Origin of the sequence: Exiguobacterium sp. S3 (assembly GCF_018617295.1) — a bacterium.
In the GTDB taxonomy this organism is placed as follows: Bacteria; Bacillota; Bacilli; order Exiguobacteriales; family Exiguobacteriaceae; genus Exiguobacterium; species Exiguobacterium profundum.
In genome coordinates this window covers 1-18,437 of sequence record NZ_JACSJW010000005.1, presented here as the reverse complement: position 1 = coordinate 18,437, position 18,437 = coordinate 1, and the positions used below count along the sequence as shown (strand labels likewise).

The window sequence follows — 18,437 nt, the reverse complement described above, 5'->3', positions numbered from 1 at the left end:
CTCCCCTCCATCAAAAACAAGATGACTCTTACGAGTCACCTTTTGTTTGTTGTAGACGTTCAAGAGCGAGATCGTATCCGCCTGTCCCATAGTTCAAGCATCGCTTCACACGTGAAATCGTGGCCGTTGAGGCGCCTGTCGCTTCCTCAATTTTATGATACGTGTTTCCTTCACGAATTTGCCGCGCCACTTCAAGTCGTTGCGCAAGTGCTTGAATTTCATTAACAGTCGCTAAATCTTCGAATAATTGATAACAGTCTTCGAGTGTCTCGAGCTTCAAAATCGCTTCAAATAATTGATCGAGCTCTCGACCTCGTAATTTATCGAGTTGCATCCGCAAGCATCCTCTCTACTCATACTTCTTTCTCATTCTAAAGCAGGGGCGCCCCGGACTCAACTATTCATCGCAAAATCGCAGGAAATAGTACTTGTTTCTTCATGACTTCGTAAATGCCGAGAGGTGTCGCCCGAACATACGGCAAATGGGTAGACGCTAAAAATAGTAATGTATAGATCGGGTCTTCGAACTGATAGCCCCTCGCCATGAGCTCGTCTCGCAGCTGTTTCTCTTGACCGATGAGTGTTTCGAGTGGCTCCGTCGACGTCATCCCACAGAGTGGTAACGGAATCTCCGCAACGATTTCGCCCTGGTCTACGAGGACAATCCCGCCTCCGAGCTCGTTCATTCGTTTGAACGCCAGTAACATATCCTGTTTACATTTTCCTAAAATCAAGTAATCCCCACTGATTGAGTACGAACTGACAAGTCCACCGAAATCTCGGGCGAAACCTTTCAAGACCGTGTTCAATCGCCATTTCCCTTCTTTATCAAGCAACATGAGAAACGATTCGTCTCCATCACGCGGTAATTCGTCTTGACCCGTGTCATGCGTAATTTTAAACAGCTTCATGATGACCGAGTTGATCATGTCGAGTCCGACGGGCATGCTGAAGGACAAGTCTTGTGGCGTAAGCTCGATTGAAACGTCTGTCGACGGCATCATGTCGAGGACTGCTTCCACTAATTCGTTCGGGAAAAGCGATACCCCATCACGATAAATCCATTGCCCTTTCGCGATCACGGCCGTCGGACGCGGTTCCTCGATGGCATCTAGAATGTTCAAATGCGCGATGCGGCCTGGCGCAATTGCACCTAAAATATGATCGAGGTCAAAATGACGAGCCACGTTATGAGAGACAATCCGGTAGGCTTCGATGGCCGGTAATCCCGCTTCGATCAAAATGCGGACGAGAGCATCCTGCATGCCGTCCTCATAAAAGCCCGGTGTCGAACCGTCCGTCGTCACCATGAGATGGTCGAACGCCGTCAGTCCATTCGCCAATAGGTCACGAATCATCCCCGGAAGGTCCGGACGAATCGAGGAATGTCGAAGCGTCGTCGTATACCCTAGTTCTAATCGATTGAACGCCTCTTCCGCCGTCATCGCCTCATGGTCGCTGTGTACTCCCATCAACGCCATTTTAGTCAATGTTTTTGGCGACGCCCCCGGAAAATGTCCCTCGACCGGCAAACCGCACGTCTCGGCGTCAAGCATCCACTGAAGCATCTCATCATCGCCCTTCAAGGCGCGCGGCCATGCCGTCAATTCACCTGCCATGACGACGTCCGGATGGTTAAACCACGCGTGAATGCGTTCCGAGTCGACAGTCACGCTCTCCCGGTCCAACTCCGTTTGCGTATCCAGACGGGCCCACCAATACGTACTCGTCGGCAATTGTTGAATCGCATCGAGTTGCGCAAACGCTTGCCCTTCCTCTTGTAAAAAAAGCAGCATGTTGTCATTGACAAGCGTCGTCGTTCCACGCTCTCCTGCATATTTTGACAACGTCGCCGGATTGTATAACTGAAACGGATGAGCGTGAGGCTCGATATACCCAGGTACAATATACTTTCCTGTCACATCGACCGTTTCGACCGCTGATTCTGGTAAGTCTGGACCGACATACACGATGCGATCTCCCTCAATCCAAATATTCGCGGTTCTCCATTGTTTTACGTAAACGTTTAAGTATGTTGCATTTTGTAAGACGAGCGAAGGTGGCCGCAATCGATCTACGACTTCAAGTTGTGAACGAATCATCACTTTAGACCACGGTGCCCGCGCCGTTCTTTTTGTTGGCATCGAACCCAATCCTCCCTTTTCCCTTTCAAAGCTATAAAAGAATAGTTTTGAAAGCGTTTTCTTTCCCTGTTTCAAGTTTACCTTTTCTCTGAATGGGTCGCAAGGTATGTTCCCAATTGTAACAAATTTCACATATATTTTTCACAAAAAAAGGCGACTCTTCCTATGAAGAGTCACCTACATCAAATTTGAGCCATGACGGTTTTACGTAAGTACAGATGCAATTGATCGATCGGAATCGGTTTACTGTAATGATAACCTTGAATGAGCGAACCACTATATTCTAATACGAACGCAAGCTGCTCCGGTCGCTCGACCCCTTCCGTGACAATCTCGAGTCCAAGCGTTTGGAAGGTTTGATATAGCCCTTCTAACAGTGCGCGGTCAAACTTATTCTCCGGAATCCCTTTCACGAAGTTTTGATCGATTTTAACGATGTCGAGACACAGGGATTGTAAGTATGAAAGCGACGATGTCCCGACACCGAAGTCATCAAGTGATATTTTGACCCCGATGGCCTTTAACGCTTGAATGAACTGTTGAAGTTCATACACATTCCCACCGACCTCACTCTCTGTGATTTCCACATGTAACCGGTGTGGGGGAAATCCTGTCTTAGCGATCGTTTCCTCCAACGCTTCTAAAAACGAGCCGTCTAAAATCTGACGTTTCGAGACGTTAATGGATAAAAATAAATCAAATCGCTCTGCGTACTCTTGAATCTCCTTGATGGCGCGCACAAGAACCCAGCGTCCCACATCCGAGATGAGCCCGAGTTGCTCTGCAACCGGAATGAACACGCCGGGAGAGACGAATCCTTTCTGTGGATGGTGCCAGCGAATCAACGCCTCGACTCCTCTAACTTGAAACGGCTGTGGTGAGACGATTGGTTGGTAATAGAGTTCGAACTCATCATGACGCAACGCATGACGTAAATCACGTTCCATCTCGAGCGCTTGCAAGTAGTGACTCCCATCTTCAATCTCATGATAGGAAAGAATCTGATTTTTCCCGGATGCTTTGGCTTCGTGTAAGACGACATCGAGTCGCGCCATCATCACCTCATAGGAATGATGCGTGGGTCCAGTCAATTCGTCGATGCCGATACTCAAGGTCAAATGGTTCATCCCTTGTTTCAAACCCCATTCGCGCAAATCTTTAACTAATTGATTCGCGATAATCATGAGCTCCTCGGTCGTCCATTTCGGATGAATCAAGATGAACTCGTCCGCTCCGATTCTTGCAACGAAGCCATCCTCTCTATAAAACATCAAACGAGAGGCAAAGAACGTCAGCATCGCATCTCCTGTACGCTGACCAAATTGATCGTTGATCCGTCGGAAGTTGTCGAGATCGATTCCCATCACTCCAATCGACCGGGTCGTTTCCGGTAAGTTCACGAACATCTCTTCGACCGCCAATCGGTTCGGAAGATGGGTCAAAGAATCTCGGAAGGCACGCGTCAACGATTCTTTTTGTGTCTGTTCGAGTGCATCGAGCACCTCGTTCATGCTGATCGCCATCTCTTCAATCTCGTCTTGTTGATTTGGATGCAACTGAATCCGTAACCGACTATTCCGTTCTTTCGTGATCCATTTGAGTTCGTTGACGATGCCCATCAATCGTTTCGTGACAATTTGATTCACCGACCAAAACAGTGTCAACAATAGACCAAGACCGAGCACAAGCAGCCCTAGCATCCCCGTTTCTAACATGGTCTGTGTATTGGTATAGTACGTTCGTTTCACCGAGAAGTTGAGTTCCCAGTTCGCATCTTGATAGACGGATTGAAGCGGTAACGAGACACGTGCAAATTGATTGTCTTCATCGACCGTCAACTGCCGGTGTGAAAGAGGACTGATCGATAATTTCGTTTTTGCTTGGGCACTCATCGCGGCCATGAAGTCTGGACCGATTTTTTGAATGAGTACGAGCGTCCCACCCGGCTTTCCTGTCCCATCACTTCTCAAAATCGGATGACTCATGAAGACGACCGGACCGAAATCGGTGCCATAGACCGCACTTTGTTTGATTCCTGACGAGTTGACGTAACGGATCAAGTCGTTCGTAAATGTCTCTTTGTCCTCTTCACGATCTAATTCATAAAATTGAGTAAACTCCGAGTAGACGACCTCTCGATCACGGTCGAGGAAAATCATTGCGCCGACCCCCAAGTTTTCGAGTGTCTCTTCCCCCATGTTATTTTCAATGAATGTTTCATTCTGATTTTGAACAAAATCATAGGCGTTCGTCCAGACTGACCAATCTACAAGAATCCGTTCGAGCATGAGTCGGTGATTGGCGAACACTTCTGACACACTTTCGATTTGATCGCGGGTCATCGCCCTGTCCTGTTTAATACTTTTCTCTACAAAATACGGTTTGATGACGAATAAAATGACACCGATGAAGAGTACGATGTTCACGGCTATCGCAATAAATAATTTTGTTTGAACACGCAGGCCGACCACCCTCCTTCTTCAAGCTACTTTATTATTGTAGAACAGGATATCGGCATTTCCTTTTTTTCGCATGAAAAAAAGGATGGGTTGACCCATCCTTCAAATAATCTGCGTGAACGCCCGTGATCCGATGTCCGTTCGGTGGAACGTTTCAGGTAAATCGAGTTGTGAAATTGCCGCATACACAGCCGTTTTCGCCTCAAGCAGTGTCGGCTTCGTCGCCGTCACAACGAGTAGACGACCTCCGCTCCCTACGACTTGATCACCCTTCTTTGTCGTGCCGGCATGGAAGACAAGCACATCTTTCGGAAGTGACTCAAATCCTGATAACACCTGGCCCGTGATCGGTCGGTCCGGATACCCTTCGGCCGCAATGACGACACCCATCGTGTATCCGTCAATCCATTCAACCGAATACGATTCTTGTCGAACGACCGCTTCAATCACGTCCAGGAGCGGCGATTTCAAGTTCGGCAAGATGACTTCTGTTTCCGGGTCACCGAAACGTGCGTTGAATTCGATGACTTTTGGTCCATTTGCCGTCAAGATGAGACCGGCGTACAAGAATCCTTCAAATGGAGTGCCTCGCTTGACCATCGTCTGCGCGAGTGGTTCTAATACGGTCTTCACCGATTCCTCATACACGTCCTTTGAAAGATGTGGCATCGGGCTATAAGCGCCCATACCACCCGTGTTCGGTCCCCTGTCACCGTCATAGGCACGTTTATGATCTTGCGAGGTGATCATCGGAATGACACGCTCTCCCGAGACGAACGCCATGAGCGAAAACTCTTCCCCATCGAGGAACTCTTCGATGACGACTTGTGACTGTTGCCCAAATTTATCCGTCGTGAAAATATCACGTACGGCAGCTTCCGCCTCTTCGACCGTGAATGCAACCGTGACGCCTTTACCGGCCGCCAATCCGTCCGCCTTGACGACGAGTGGTGCCCCTAACTTCTCGATATAGGCAAGCGCCGATTCCGCTTCTGTGAACGCCTCGTATGCCGCTGTCGGAATCCCGGCTTCCATCATGACTTCCTTTGCGAACGCCTTGCTTCCTTCGAGTAAGGCAGCCGCTTTCGTCGGTCCAAAGATGTTCAGTCCTTTGGCACGGAACGTATCCACGACTCCTGCCATGAGTGACGACTCCGGTCCGACAATCGTCCATTCGATCTCGTTCTCTTCTGCGAAATGGGCGAGCGCCTCCACGTCTGTTTCATGGATCGACACACACGTCATCCCTTCCATGAAGTCGTTGCCCGGTGCAACGAAGACGTGATGCCCGTCTTGTTTCAACTTCCACGCGAGCGCATGCTCGCGTCCTCCTCGACCGATGACCAATACGTTCATGACGCAAACCCCTCTCAGTGTTTGAAATGTCTGACTGATGTGAATACCATCGTGATACCATGGCGATTTGCCGCTTCAATCGATTCGGCATCGCGAATCGACCCACCCGGTTGGATGATGGCCGTGATTCCCGCTGCCGCTGCCGCTTCGACCGTATCTGCCATCGGGAAGAAGGCATCACTTCCGAGAGCCGCGCCTGTCGCGCGTTCTCCAGCTTGTTCGAAAGCGATTTTTGCTGCACCGACGCGGTTCATCTGTCCGGCACCGATTCCAATCGTCGTTTCGTCTTTTGCGACGACGATAGCGTTCGATTTGACATGCTTGACGACACGCCATGCAAGTTTCAAGTCTTCCCATTCTGATGCTGTCGGACGACGATCCGTCACGATTTGGCATGAGGCATCATCGAGTGTCATGTCATCCCCGTCTTGTACGAGCAATCCTCCCGCGACAGCCGTGAGGCGCATGCCTGTCATCTGTCCCATATCTAACGTCAACAAACGAAGATTCTTTTTCTCTTTCAATCGGTCAAGTGCTGCCTCACTAAAGGATGGAGCAATGATGATTTCTAAAAAGATGTTGCGAAGGGCATCCGCCGTTTCGAGATCGACTTCACGGTTTAAGGCGACGATTCCACCAAAGATGGAGACCGGGTCGGCCGCATGGGCACGTTCGAACGCTTGAGAAATCGTCCGTCCGACTGCAACGCCGCATGGGTTCATGTGCTTGACGACGACTGCCGCCGGCTCAGTCAATTCACTGAGTGCTTCAAGTGCTGCATTCGTATCTTGAATATTGTTATACGAGAGCTCTTTCCCGTGAAGCTGTGTCGCATTCGCAAGTGTCATCCCGTCATATAACGGTGTCTTATAAAACGCCGCTTGTTGGTGTGGGTTCTCTCCATAACGAAGGTCTTGAACCTTTTCATACGTGACCGTCAACTGCTCTGGGAACGTTTCGCCGATTCGACGACCTAAGTAGTCGGCAATTAACGCATCATAGGCAGCCGTATGTCGGAACGCCTTCGTCGCGAGACGTTGACGTGTTTCAAATGATGTACCGCCTCCACGTACTTCATCGGCGACGAGTGTGTAATCACTCGGGTCCACGACGACGGTGACACTCGCATGGTTTTTCGCAGCTGAACGCAACATGCTCGGTCCACCGATATCAATGTTTTCAATCGCTTCTTCGTATGTCGTATTTTCTTTTGCAATCGTCTCTTTGAACGGATACAGATTGACGACCACATAATCGATTGGTTCGATGTGATGATCTTTCATTTGTGCGACATGCGTATCAAGGTCGCGACGTCCGAGCAATCCTCCGTGAACGAGTGGGTGCAACGTTTTGACACGGCCGTCTAACATTTCAGGGAACGATGTCACTTCTGAAATGTTTTTGACTGGTAATCCTGCCTGTTGAAGCGCCGCCTCGGTCCCACCTGTTGAGATGAGCTCGATGCCCGCCTCATGCAAGACGATTGCGAGTTCGACAATTCCCGTTTTATCAGAAACACTTAATAATGCTCTCACTTGAAAACCTCCTGTTGATTCAACACTTGTTGTAATACGCGCGGATACAGTTGGTGCTCGATCGTCTGAATACGACGTGTCGCCTCGGTGCGGTCACACCCTTCAATCTCGACGGACGCCTGTGCGATGATCGGACCCGTGTCCATCCCCGCATCCACATAATGAACGGTTACACCACTCGTCGGTACGTTGGCGTCAAGCGCCTGTCCGATCGCGTCTTTACCTGGAAAAGCGGGTAAAAGCGATGGATGAATGTTTAGAATACGGTTCGGATATGCGGATAGTAACACATTTCCGATCAAGCGCATATACCCCGCCAACACGATATAGTCTACACGAAGCGTACGGAGAAGGACGAGAATTTCTTCCTCGAACTCTTCTTTTGACGCGTACGCCTTCGGTGTAAACGAAAAATTCGGAATCCCGTGACGCTCCGCTCGATCGAGAACAGCAGCTTCTGGTTTGTCCGTCACGAGCAACACACATTCAGCAGACAAATGACCATCGGTGATTGCTTGCCAAATCGCTTCGGCGTTACTTCCCGATCCTGACGCAAAGATAGCAAATCGTTTCATTGGTCCACTCCTGAGATCCGGATGCCTGGACGACTCTCGACTTTCCCAATTCGGTGCGCGGTCTCCCCGACACGTTCAAGCGCCGCTTCGACGAGTTCCACGTCTTCAGGACGTACCGTGATCATATAACCGATCCCCATATTGAAGACGTTGAACATTTCTTGCTTCGAGATGTTCCCAACTTGTTCGAGCCAGTCGAATACAGGAAGACTCGGCCAACTCGAGGCATCGAACGTGATGCCGAGACCTTCTGGCAACATGCGAGGGACATTCTCATAGAAGCCACCACCTGTGATGTGTGCCATCCCTTGAACCCTCCCTGTCGAAATCGCCGCTTTCGCCGCTTCGGCATAAATCCGTGTCGGCAACAGCAAGGCGTTCCCGAGTGTCGTATCGAGCATCGCAATCTCATCCGTATAATGAAGACCTTGTGATTCAATAATATGACGTACAAGCGAGAATCCATTCGAGTGGACGCCTGAAGATGCAAGTCCGAGCACAACGTCTCCATCCTGAATCGTCGAACCGTCGAGCAAGTTTTCTTTCTCCACGACACCGACCGCAAATCCAGCAATATCATATTCGCCATCCGGATACATCCCCGGCATTTCAGCGGTTTCGCCACCGACGAGGGCGCAGCCGGCTTGGACACATCCTTCCGCAACACCGGCGACGATTCGCTCAAGTTTAGCCGGTTCTGCTTTTCCGGTCGCAATATAGTCGAGGAAATAGAGCGGTTCTGCCCCATGCACGAGACAATCGTTGACGCACATGGCGACGCAGTCGATTCCAATCGTGTCATGCTGGTCGAGCGCGAACGCCAATTTCAGTTTCGTCCCGACCCCGTCGGTCCCGCTCACGAGAATCGGGTGTTTCATGTTCATCGAACCGAGATCAATCATCGCTCCGAAACTACCGAGTCCTGTCATCACTTCCGGACGCATTGTCCGAGCAACATGACGTTTCATACGGGATACGGCCTCGTATCCTGCTTCTAAATTCACACCCGCTTGTTCATAACGAACGCTCATTGCATTTCCCCCTTAAGCCTTTGTCTCTGTCACGAGTTCTGCAAGTTCAGTCGGATAAAGTCCCGTGAAGCATGCAGCACACTGCCCGCGTAGTGCTCCTTCAAATGGACGATCGATGGCTTCGACCGTTCCATCCAATGTGAGGAACGCTAGTGAATCGGCACCAATCTCTTCTCTGATTTCTTCAACGGATTTGGTTGCCGCAATTAACTCTTCCTTGGTGGATGTATCGATTCCGTAGTAACACGGATGTTTGATCGGTGGTGACGTGATGCGCACATGCACTTCCGTCGCGCCTGCCTCTCGGAGTAACGTGACGATTCGGCGACTCGTCGTTCCACGGACGATGGAATCATCGACCATGATGACGCGTTTCCCGTTTACGACACCGCGTAACGCTGACAACTTCATCTTCACGCCGCGCTCCCGTAATTCCTGGGACGGTTGAATGAACGTACGTCCGACGTAACGGTTTTTAATGAGTCCCATTTCGTATGGGATTCCGCTCGCCTCAGCGTAACCGATTGCCGCGGAAATACTTGAATCCGGCACACCTGTCACGACATCTGCTTCGACCGGTGCTTCTTCAAACATCTTTTTCCCCATGGCTTTACGTGCCGTATGCACGTTGATACCATCGATGATAGAGTCCGGTCGTGAGAAGTAGATGTATTCCATTGAACACATAGCACGGACTGCCGCTTCACTGAATCGCTCCGACGTGATTCCTTCATTCGTGACCATGAGCAATTCTCCTGGTTCAACATCTCGTACGTACGTCGCCCCCACGACGTCAAACGCACACGTCTCCGAAGCGAACACGTAAGCCCCGTCTTCGGTTTGTCCAAGTGACAATGGACGTAACCCATGCACGTCGACACCGACGTACAGTGCATCTTCCGTCAAGAATAGGAAAGCGAATGCCCCTACGAGACGAGCCAAGCTGTCGGCGATTCGTTCTTTCAACGAATTGCCGCGACTTCGCTTGATGAGGTGAGCCACGACTTCCGTGTCGGACGTCGTCTGGAAGATCGCGCCTTCCGCTTCGAGCATATGTTTCAATTCGTTCGCATTCACGAGGTTTCCGTTATGCGCCATCGCCAAATCCCCAGTCAACGACTTGAAATGGAGCGGTTGAACGTTCTCTAACGTATTGCCACCTGCCGTTGAGTAGCGGACATGCCCAATCGCATGATTCCCCGTGAGTGTGTCGAGTGACGTCTCATCGAACACCTCGGTAACGAGACCGAGTCCTCGTTTCGCATGGAGACGTTCTCCGTCTGCCGTGACGATCCCCGTTCCTTCTTGGCCACGGTGTTGCAAGCTGTGCAGTCCGTAATAGGCAAGGTGTGAGGCTTCGATGTGACCGAACACACCGAAGACGCCGCACTCCTCGTTCATGCCTCGGATGTCATATAACATGGAATAGCTCCTTCCCATACACGTTCCAACTCTTTCACGTCCATTTCAATCAAGCGGTCGCTTGCGCGAACGACAAGGGTCGGGGCTTCTGTCACTGTCCCGATTGCTGTCCCGTTCGTCATGCGCGCGAATGACTCGGCATGTGCCTTGTCTACTGTAACGAGGAAACGTGACTGGGATTCACTAAATAGTGCCGTCACAAGGTCTGTGTCGATCGTCACGTCCATGCCGAACCCTGTTCCAAAGACCAGTTCCGGTAACGCTGCCGCAAGACCACCTTCTGACACGTCGTGTGCCGCCGTGACCAGACCTTCACGGATGGCGTGAAGCAATACCTTCTGTGTCTGACGTTCTTCTTCAAGGTCGAGTGTCGGTGCATGACCGCTCACTTTTCCGTCTTGCAACATTTGAAGGGCACTTCCGCCAAATTCTGCTTTTGTCTCACCGAGTAAGAAGACGACGTCCCCCGCTTGTTTCGCAAACGATGTCGTAATATGTTCTGGTTTTTCGATGAGTCCGACCATTCCAACGACCGGTGTCGGGTAGATGGATTGTCCGTTCGATTCGTTATACAGCGATACGTTCCCACCGATGACCGGCGTATCAAGCGTACGACACGCTTCTGCCATTCCTTCGACGGCTTGATCGAGCTGCCAGAACCCTTCCGGTTTATCCGGGCTCCCGAAATTGAGGCAGTCCGTCAAAGCGAGTGGTTCTGCACCACTTGCGACGATGTTTCGCGCCGCCTCCGCGACAGCGATGGCTCCACCGACACGTGGATCGAGATAGACATATTTTGCGTTGCAGTCCGTCGTCATCGCGAGCGACTTCTCCGTCTCACGAATGCGAATGACTGCGGCATCACTACCCGGTGCGACGACTGTCGACGTTTGTACCATATGGTCATATTGCTCATACACCCAACGTTTCGAGGCGATGCTCGGCATCGCAAGGACGTCTTTCCATGTCGCCATCACATCTTCGACAACTGGTGTGACCGGCTCCATCGCTTGGAATGCTTCGTAATATGCCGGGACTTTAGACGGTTTATGATAGACAGGAGCGTCTTCGGCGAGTGCATCGACCGGTACTTCCGCCGCGACTTCACCTTGATGAACGAGACGAAGTACTTTTTCTTCAATGACTTCTCCGACTTTGACTGCATGAAGTCCCCACTTCGTGACGATTGCTTCGATTTCGTCTTCATGTCCAGCTTTGACGACGAGAAGCATCCGCTCTTGCGATTCCGATAGCATCATCTCGTAAGGTGTCATGCCTGTCTCACGTTGTGGGACGAGGTCTAGATTCATCTCGATTCCCATCCCTGCTTTCGATGCCATCTCTGCTGACGATGACGTCAATCCGGCTGCGCCCATGTCTTGAATCCCGACGAGCGCCGGGTGCTTGATGACTTCGAGACACGCTTCGATCAAGAGCTTCTCCATGAACGGGTCTCCGACTTGGACGGCTGGACGTTTCTCGTCCGCGTCTTCCCCGAGTTCTTCAGAAGCGAACGTGGCACCATGGATTCCGTCACGTCCTGTCGTTGCTCCGACGTACATGACCGAGTTCCCTACACCTTCCGCGATTCCTTTTTGAATGTCTTCATGACGGATGAAGCCGACGCACATTGCGTTGACGAGTGGGTTTCCTGAGTAAGCCGGGTCAAAGGCGACTTCCCCACCGACAGTCGGGATGCCGACACAGTTCCCGTATCCAGCGATGCCGGATACGACATGACCGAATAAATGTTTCACACGTGATTCGTTCAAATCTCCGAAACGGAGTGAGTTCAATAAAGCAATCGGACGGGCGCCCATCGAGAAGATGTCACGGATGATTCCGCCAACCCCAGTCGCCGCTCCTTGATAAGGCTCGATCGCGGATGGATGGTTATGACTCTCGATTTTAAAGGCGACGGCTTGGCCGTCTCCGATGTCGACGATTCCAGCCCCTTCTCCCGGTCCTTGTAAGACGTGCTTGCCGGTTGTCGGAAACTTCCGGAGCACCGGTTTCGAGTTTTTGTACGAACAGTGTTCAGACCACATGACCGAGAAGAGACCGATCTCTGTATAATTCGGTTCCCGGCCAAGCAGTGAGACGACGAGCGCGTATTCGTCGTCCGATAATCCCATCATGGCATAGATCCGTTCATCACGGATTTGTGTAGCTGTCGGTTCAGTTGTAAGTAACATGTCGTGCCCCCCATTTTACGATTGACGTGAATAACCGTTTACCGTCTTCCCCACCGAGCAACGCTTCGACCGCACGCTCCGGGTGTGGCATCATGCCGAGTACGTTCCCTGCCTCGTTCGTGATGCCGGCGATGTTTTCGACCGATCCGTTCGGGTTCTCTTTATAGGTGAACGCAATCTGGCCATTTGCCTTCAATGCCGCAAGTGTCGCATCATCACAGTAGTAGTTGCCCTCACCGTGTGCGATTGGCACGCGAATCGTTTCCTGTGCCGCGTACTCACTTGTGAACATCGTCTCGTTGTTTTCGACGACGAGGTCGACGGTCTTACACATGAATTTCAAATCGCGGTTTCGCATCAATACGCCTGGAAGGAGTCCCGCTTCGACGAGCACTTGGAATCCGTTACATACCCCGAGTACCGGGCGTCCTTCTTCCGCGAAACGCTTCACTTCAGCCATGATTGGTGAAAACTGGGCGATTGACCCGCAGCGCAAGTAGTCTCCGTATGAGAAACCGCCTGGTAAGAGGACCCCATCGAATCCTTCAAGTGAAGTCTCTGTATGGAACACGTATTCCGCTTCTTCCCCGAGCACATCTTTTACCGCGTGGTACATGTCGAGGTCACAGTTTGATCCTGGAAAGACGATGACCGCAAACTTCATGCGAGTACCCCCATCTCGATTTCATAATTCTCAATGACCGTATTGACGAGTAACTTCTCACACATCTCTTTGACCATGTTTTCTGTCGTGTCGTCCGCTACTTGAAGCTCGATCACTTTCCCGATGCGCACCGATTCAACTCCAGCGAATCCGAGATGTTCGAGCCCGCCTTTTACGGCAACTCCTTGTGGGTCGAGTACACTTTCACGTAATGTCACATACACGTTTACTTTTTTCATTGTCCGTTTCCCCCTATGCGTGTTAACAATTGTCCATACGTCTCAGTCAAAGAACCTAAATCGCGACGGAATACATCTTTATCAAGCTTTTGTTTCGTTTCTTTGTCCCAAAGGCGGCACGTATCCGGTGAGATTTCATCCGCCAAGATGATCGTCCCATCCACTTTTCCAAACTCTAGTTTGAAATCGATCACGTCGATGCCGTGTTGACCAAAGAAATCGAGCAAGACATCGTTTACCCAAAGCCCGAGTTGTCGCAATGTTTCGACTTCTTTGTGTGTAGCAACTTGCAATAATCGGATATGATCCTCCGTGAGGAGTGGGTCCCCAAGCGCATCGTCCTTATAATAAAACTCGACAATCGGTGCGAGGAGCGGTGTTCCTTCTTCCCAACCGAGACGTTTCGCCAGACTACCGGCCGCGACGTTGCGGACGACCACCTCTAACGGAATGATGTCGACACGGCGGACCAACTGTTCCCGGTCTGAGATTCGTTTGATAAAGTGCGTCGGAATCTTGTTGTCATGCATCAATTCGAACAACTGGGTCGTGATGGCATTGTTTAAAATCCCCTTCCCATCAATCGACTCTTTCTTTTCTCCATTGAATGCTGTCGCATCGTCTTTATAGTACACACGAAGCACACCCGCTTCTTCTGTCTCAAATAACGCCTTCGCCTTGCCCTCATAAATTGCTTTCATCTGAACCGTTCCCCCTTAAAAGTGAGAGGGGCTTGTCGCCCCTCAACGATTACAAACCACAGCGTTCAAAAATCGTATCGACACGGCGTACGTGATAACGCGGGTCGAACAACTCATCGAGCTCTTCACTCGTAAAGAGTGCGCCCATCTCTTTGTCCTCTTCAATCAATGTACGGAACATCGTCTCTTCTTCCCATGCCTGCATCGCTTTCGGTTGAACCGCGTCGTATGCTGCTTCACGTGACCAGCCCTTCTCGATGAGACCGAGTAAGATCCGTTGCGAGAAAATGATCCCGAACGTACGGTCCATATTGCGGCGCATGTTGTCCGGGAAGACCGTCAAGTTCTTCACGATGTTACCGAAACGGTTCAACATGTAGTTGAGGAGAATCGTCGCATCCGGAATGATGATTCGTTCTGCTGATGAGTGCGAGATATCACGTTCATGCCAGAGTGGGACATTCTCGTATGCTGTCATCATATGACCGCGAATGACGCGTGCAAGACCCGTCATATTTTCAGAACCGATTGGGTTACGTTTATGCGGCATCGCAGACGACCCTTTTTGTCCTTTCGCAAAGAACTCTTCCACTTCGCGTGTCTCTGTTTTTTGAAGTCCACGAATCTCGGTTGCCATCTTTTCAATCGATGTGGCAATCAATGCGAGTGTTGACATGTACTCGGCATGACGGTCACGTTGGAGTGTCTGTGTCGAAATCGGTGCAGCTTGGATACCGAGCTTGTCACAGACGTATGACTCGATGAACGGGTCGATATTCGCAAACGTCCCAACTGCTCCGCTCATCTTCCCGAATTCAATCGTTTCGCGAGCTGCCATGAAGCGTTTTTTGTTTCGTTTCATCTCTTCATACCAGAGGGCGAGCTTCAGACCGAACGTGGTCGGTTCCGCGTGAACGCCATGGGTACGTCCCATCATGATGTCATACTTATGTGCCTTCGCTTTTTCTGCGAGAATACCGATGAAGCGATCTAAATCGGCTTCTAAAAGATCATTAGCCTGTTTGATTAAGTACGAGAGTGCCGTGTCGACGACATCCGTCGACGTCAATCCGTAATGTACCCACTTTTTCTCTTCTCCGAGTGTCTCGGAAACGGCACGAGTGAACGCAATCACATCATGACGTGTCTCTTGTTCAATCTCTAGAATGCGATCAACATCGAACGATGCCTTGTCCCAAAGAACTTGTACATCTTCTTTCGGGATGATACCGAGTTCACTCCAAGCCTCACAGGCATAAAGTTCAACTTTTAACCAAGCCTCGAATTTGTTTTGATCAGTCCAAATGTTTGCCATCTCTGGGCGGGTGTAGCGTGAAATCATAAAACGGTCTCCTTCCAAATTGCCAGTTGTTCGATGGTATGAAGCGCTTCTTCGACCGTGTCACCAAGGACGTTCAAATGTCCCATTTTGCGACCTGTCTTCGCTTCATCTTTTCCATACAGATGTAGTTTAACATTCGATGGCAATGCTTTGACATGAAGTCGTGGCATATGCTCGCCGAGAAGGTTGACCATGACGACAGGCGATGTCAATCTCGTCCGTCCAAGGCGCATCCCGGTCACGGCTCGAATGTGTTGTTCAAATTGTGAGGTTTCACAAGCGTCAATCGTGTAGTGCCCGGAGTTGTGCGGACGCGGCGCAAGCTCATTCACATATAGACGGTCATCCGCCATGACGAACAGCTCGACAGCGAGCGTTCCCATTAAGCCGATATGGTCTGCAAGCTGGAGAGCGAGGTGTCTTGCATCCTCTTGAATCTCATTTGATACGCGAGCCGGTACAATCGATAAATGTAGGATGTTGTTGTGATGAATGTTTTCACTGATTGGGAATGTCAACGTTTCGTCATACCCTCTCGTCACAATGACTGAAATTTCTTTTTCAAATGGCAACCAAGCTTCGGCGACATATTCCTGCTCGACAAAATGTTCAACGAATGTCTGAAGGTCATGTTCCGACCGAATGACCGTCTGCCCTTTCCCGTCATAACCGAAGCGACACGTTTTGATGACAAAAGGTAAGCCGAGCTTCTCATATGCCTGCCGTACATCTCGAACCGTACGTACCGAAACATACGGTGCGACACGTAGTCCTGCTGATTCAATCATCTGTTTCTCTAAGATGCGATGTTGCGTCGCCTTCAACACGTCCATACCTTGTGGGCATTTTTCTTCGATGGCTGCAATCATTTCCGTATCGATGTTCTCAAATTCATACGTCACAACGTCTGAACGAGCAGCGAGTTCTTTTGCGGCATCGACATCATCAAATGAGGCAACAATTGAATCTGCCACTTGAGCAGTCGGTGCATTGGGGTTCGGGTCAAGACAAAGTGTCGTGTATCCCATTGCACTCGCACTGAGTGACATCATCCGTCCAAGTTGTCCTCCACCTAAAATTCCGATTCTCATCAGACCAACTCCTCCGTTCCTCGCATCGCCATCTCTTGTTTCTTCTCACGAAATGCATCAAGTCGATTTGTAATGTCTGTGGAGTGGATGCTGAGGATTTGAGCAGCCAATAACCCTGCATTCGTTGCTCCCGCTTTTCCGATGGCAACAGTTGCTACTGGAACTCCTGCAGGCATCTGAACAATGGAGAGTAGCGAATCCATTCCATTGAGTGCTTTCGACTTTACCGGGACACCGATGACAGGAAGTGTTGTTTTCGCAGCGACCATTCCAGGAAGGTGGGCTGCCCCACCAGCACCCGCAACGATCACTTGGATGCCTCTGCTTCGTGCCTCTTCAGCATATTCGAACATAAGGTCTGGTGTACGGTGAGCTGATACGACTTGTTTTTCATATGGAATCTGTAATTCATCCAACACGTCACATGTATGTTTCATCGTCTCCCAATCAGATGAACTTCCCATGATTACTCCAACTGCTACGTTCATTCCCAATGTCCCCCTTACAAAAAGAAATCCCTAAACCGACAATCAGTTTAGGGTATAGGCATGACAAATACACGTCCGCTACACCCCATAGTCTGATCAGAATCGGTGATCAGGTAGAAACTTGCAAGCCATTTCCTTGCGATTATATGGAGCACTATTTATTTTTCTTATCTCACACGCCTATCGTACCTTGTTCTTTGAAAACATGTCAATAAACTGCGAACATTTTAATTGTCTGAATATTTATCGTTCGCTTTTTAGACGTTATCAGCATAATCATCTTCGGTAATGTATGCTATTGAAAAGGGGGAGTTAGATGAGTTACATCGCAAGTTTACGGGAAGTGATTGGGAATCGTCCGATTATCAGTGTGGGAGCAACCATTTTGGTCATCAATCAAAAGCAAGAGGTACTGATGCAATTCCGATCGGATACACTTGACTGGGGGTTACCAGGAGGATCGATGGAGCTCGGGGAAACGTTGGAAGAAGTCGCTGCAAGAGAATTAAAAGAAGAAACTGGACTTCTCGCTGAGCAATTTGAATTAATCCAAGTCTTTTCCGGTTCAGATGGTTACTTCAAATATCCAAACGGAGACGAGACATACGGTGTCATTCATTTATACCAGGCGAAAGGAGTACATGGAGCGCTCGTCATGGAAGATGGTGAAAGTTTGGCTCTTGAATACTTTAGTAAAGAGAATCTTCCTAAAAAGATAGAAAAACGAGCTCAAACTTTATTGGATGCGCTTGGAGATCGATGCTTTGAACGCGAACATTCATTTTGAGACATAAAAAAGCCGTCACGCAGATTGTGTGACGGCTTGGCATTAGGATTCTTTAGAGACGCATTCAAATAAAATCGATTGATGGGAATGGACAGGTTCATCTTTGGCTCCCGTTTGCTCAAAGACGGGCTTTTCAATACGGCGTATAGGACGATAACCCATTTCATTGATTCGATCTAAACATTCACTGACCGTTTCATTTGGTTCGACATATACTTTGATCTTCTTAGCCATTGCTTCTTACGTCCTCTCTTCCACTAAGCTGAATCGATGATATGAAAAAACGGCGGCCCTTGAGCGAATGCTCCAGAACCACCGTTTGCCTGGCAACGTCCTATCCTCACAGGGGGAGATCCCCCAACTACTTTCGGCGCTGAGACGCTTAACTTCCGTGTTCGGCATGGGAAC

Annotated in this window: 17 protein-coding genes, 1 rRNA gene and 1 riboswitch; of the genes, 1 reads left to right on the top strand and 17 read right to left on the bottom strand. The window is 49.9% G+C overall.

Annotated elements, in window-relative coordinates; all coding sequences use genetic code 11:
• Positions 1 to 28: 28 nt before the first annotated feature.
• From KNO65_RS12675 to purE, 15 genes are all read right to left on the bottom strand, one after another.
• Complete coding sequence (locus KNO65_RS12675) at positions 29 to 334, bottom strand: YerC/YecD family TrpR-related protein (RefSeq protein WP_214731732.1); 306 nt, start codon at positions 332 to 334, stop codon at positions 29 to 31.
• Between the two features lie 67 nt (positions 335 to 401).
• A complete protein-coding gene (locus KNO65_RS12670; RefSeq protein ID WP_214784656.1) occupies positions 402 to 2,144 on the bottom strand; it encodes an adenine deaminase C-terminal domain-containing protein in 1,743 nt (580 codons plus the stop codon).
• Between the two features lie 182 nt (positions 2,145 to 2,326).
• Positions 2,327 to 4,615, bottom strand: a complete 2,289-nt coding sequence (locus KNO65_RS12665) for a bifunctional diguanylate cyclase/phosphodiesterase (RefSeq protein WP_214784653.1) — start codon at positions 4,613 to 4,615, stop codon at positions 2,327 to 2,329.
• 90 nt (positions 4,616 to 4,705) lie between these two features.
• Positions 4,706 to 5,959, bottom strand: a complete 1,254-nt coding sequence (gene purD / locus KNO65_RS12660; RefSeq protein ID WP_214784650.1) for a phosphoribosylamine--glycine ligase — start codon at positions 5,957 to 5,959, stop codon at positions 4,706 to 4,708.
• Between the two features lie 14 nt (positions 5,960 to 5,973).
• Entirely contained in the window at positions 5,974 to 7,494 is a 1,521-nt protein-coding gene (gene purH / locus KNO65_RS12655; protein ID WP_214784647.1) for a bifunctional phosphoribosylaminoimidazolecarboxamide formyltransferase/IMP cyclohydrolase, read from the bottom strand.
• On the bottom strand, positions 7,491 to 8,069 hold the full coding sequence (gene purN, locus KNO65_RS12650; RefSeq protein WP_214691434.1) for a phosphoribosylglycinamide formyltransferase: 579 nt from the start codon (positions 8,067 to 8,069) through the stop codon (positions 7,491 to 7,493). Before purN ends, purH begins: the two co-directional genes overlap by 4 nt.
• Positions 8,066 to 9,100, bottom strand: coding sequence for a phosphoribosylformylglycinamidine cyclo-ligase (gene purM, locus KNO65_RS12645; protein ID WP_214784644.1), 1,035 nt, complete (start codon positions 9,098 to 9,100; stop codon positions 8,066 to 8,068). Before purM ends, purN begins: the two co-directional genes overlap by 4 nt.
• A 12-nt stretch (positions 9,101 to 9,112) precedes the next feature.
• Positions 9,113 to 10,522, bottom strand: coding sequence for an amidophosphoribosyltransferase (gene purF / locus KNO65_RS12640; RefSeq protein WP_196431637.1), 1,410 nt, complete (start codon positions 10,520 to 10,522; stop codon positions 9,113 to 9,115).
• Complete coding sequence (gene purL / locus KNO65_RS12635; protein ID WP_214784641.1) at positions 10,498 to 12,717, bottom strand: phosphoribosylformylglycinamidine synthase subunit PurL; 2,220 nt, start codon at positions 12,715 to 12,717, stop codon at positions 10,498 to 10,500. The genes purF and purL overlap by 25 nt, the downstream gene beginning before the upstream one ends.
• Complete coding sequence (gene purQ, locus KNO65_RS12630) at positions 12,701 to 13,381, bottom strand: phosphoribosylformylglycinamidine synthase subunit PurQ (RefSeq protein WP_015880709.1); 681 nt, start codon at positions 13,379 to 13,381, stop codon at positions 12,701 to 12,703. The genes purL and purQ overlap by 17 nt, the downstream gene beginning before the upstream one ends.
• Positions 13,378 to 13,620 carry a phosphoribosylformylglycinamidine synthase subunit PurS gene (gene purS, locus KNO65_RS12625; protein ID WP_159563481.1) on the bottom strand — a complete coding sequence of 81 codons (243 nt, stop codon included), beginning with the start codon at positions 13,618 to 13,620 and terminating at the stop codon, positions 13,378 to 13,380. The genes purQ and purS overlap by 4 nt, the downstream gene beginning before the upstream one ends.
• Positions 13,617 to 14,321 (bottom strand): phosphoribosylaminoimidazolesuccinocarboxamide synthase, encoded by a 705-nt coding sequence (purC, locus tag KNO65_RS12620; protein WP_214784638.1) that lies wholly within the window; start codon positions 14,319 to 14,321, stop codon positions 13,617 to 13,619. Before purC ends, purS begins: the two co-directional genes overlap by 4 nt.
• A gap of 49 nt (positions 14,322 to 14,370) precedes the next feature.
• Positions 14,371 to 15,663, bottom strand: a complete 1,293-nt coding sequence (gene purB / locus KNO65_RS12615; RefSeq protein WP_015880706.1) for an adenylosuccinate lyase — start codon at positions 15,661 to 15,663, stop codon at positions 14,371 to 14,373.
• Complete coding sequence (gene purK / locus KNO65_RS12610) at positions 15,660 to 16,754, bottom strand: 5-(carboxyamino)imidazole ribonucleotide synthase (protein WP_214784635.1); 1,095 nt, start codon at positions 16,752 to 16,754, stop codon at positions 15,660 to 15,662. The genes purB and purK overlap by 4 nt, the downstream gene beginning before the upstream one ends.
• A complete protein-coding gene (gene purE / locus KNO65_RS12605; RefSeq protein WP_214784633.1) occupies positions 16,754 to 17,242 on the bottom strand; it encodes a 5-(carboxyamino)imidazole ribonucleotide mutase in 489 nt (162 codons plus the stop codon). The genes purK and purE overlap by 1 nt, the downstream gene beginning before the upstream one ends.
• 68 nt (positions 17,243 to 17,310) lie before the next feature.
• Positions 17,311 to 17,412, bottom strand: a riboswitch (purine riboswitch).
• Between the two features lie 146 nt (positions 17,413 to 17,558).
• Here purE and KNO65_RS12600 point away from each other — a divergent pair.
• Positions 17,559 to 18,029 carry an NUDIX hydrolase gene (locus KNO65_RS12600; RefSeq protein ID WP_159563478.1) on the top strand — a complete coding sequence of 157 codons (471 nt, stop codon included), beginning with the start codon at positions 17,559 to 17,561 and terminating at the stop codon, positions 18,027 to 18,029.
• Positions 18,030 to 18,071: 42 nt separating this feature from the next.
• Here the strand turns inward: KNO65_RS12600 and KNO65_RS12595 are convergent, their stop codons facing one another.
• Together KNO65_RS12595 and rrf are read right to left on the bottom strand one after the other, a co-directional pair.
• Positions 18,072 to 18,263 (bottom strand): NETI motif-containing protein, encoded by a 192-nt coding sequence (locus KNO65_RS12595; RefSeq protein ID WP_015880702.1) that lies wholly within the window; start codon positions 18,261 to 18,263, stop codon positions 18,072 to 18,074.
• A gap of 87 nt (positions 18,264 to 18,350) precedes the next feature.
• A 5S ribosomal RNA gene (gene rrf, locus KNO65_RS12590) occupies positions 18,351 to 18,437 on the bottom strand; the annotation flags it as partial.

Coding starts and splice junctions, on each gene's coding strand:
- KNO65_RS12675 (WP_214731732.1), bottom strand. CDS start 334: ATGCAACTCGATAAATTACGAGGTCGAGAGCTCGATCAATTATTTGAA.
- KNO65_RS12670 (WP_214784656.1), bottom strand. CDS start 2,144: ATGCCAACAAAAAGAACGGCGCGGGCACCGTGGTCTAAAGTGATGATT.
- purD (WP_214784650.1), bottom strand. CDS start 5,959: ATGAACGTATTGGTCATCGGTCGAGGAGGACGCGAGCATGCGCTCGCG.
- purN (WP_214691434.1), bottom strand. CDS start 8,069: ATGAAACGATTTGCTATCTTTGCGTCAGGATCGGGAAGTAACGCCGAA.
- purM (WP_214784644.1), bottom strand. CDS start 9,100: ATGAGCGTTCGTTATGAACAAGCGGGTGTGAATTTAGAAGCAGGATAC.
- purF (WP_196431637.1), bottom strand. CDS start 10,522: ATGTTATATGACATCCGAGGCATGAACGAGGAGTGCGGCGTCTTCGGT.
- purL (WP_214784641.1), bottom strand. CDS start 12,717: ATGTTACTTACAACTGAACCGACAGCTACACAAATCCGTGATGAACGG.
- purQ (WP_015880709.1), bottom strand. CDS start 13,381: ATGAAGTTTGCGGTCATCGTCTTTCCAGGATCAAACTGTGACCTCGAC.
- purS (WP_159563481.1), bottom strand. CDS start 13,620: ATGAAAAAAGTAAACGTGTATGTGACATTACGTGAAAGTGTACTCGAC.
- purC (WP_214784638.1), bottom strand. CDS start 14,321: ATGAAAGCAATTTATGAGGGCAAGGCGAAGGCGTTATTTGAGACAGAA.
- purB (WP_015880706.1), bottom strand. CDS start 15,663: ATGATTTCACGCTACACCCGCCCAGAGATGGCAAACATTTGGACTGAT.
- purK (WP_214784635.1), bottom strand. CDS start 16,754: ATGAGAATCGGAATTTTAGGTGGAGGACAACTTGGACGGATGATGTCA.
- purE (WP_214784633.1), bottom strand. CDS start 17,242: ATGAACGTAGCAGTTGGAGTAATCATGGGAAGTTCATCTGATTGGGAG.
- KNO65_RS12600 (WP_159563478.1), top strand. CDS start 17,559: ATGAGTTACATCGCAAGTTTACGGGAAGTGATTGGGAATCGTCCGATT.
- KNO65_RS12595 (WP_015880702.1), bottom strand. CDS start 18,263: ATGGCTAAGAAGATCAAAGTATATGTCGAACCAAATGAAACGGTCAGT.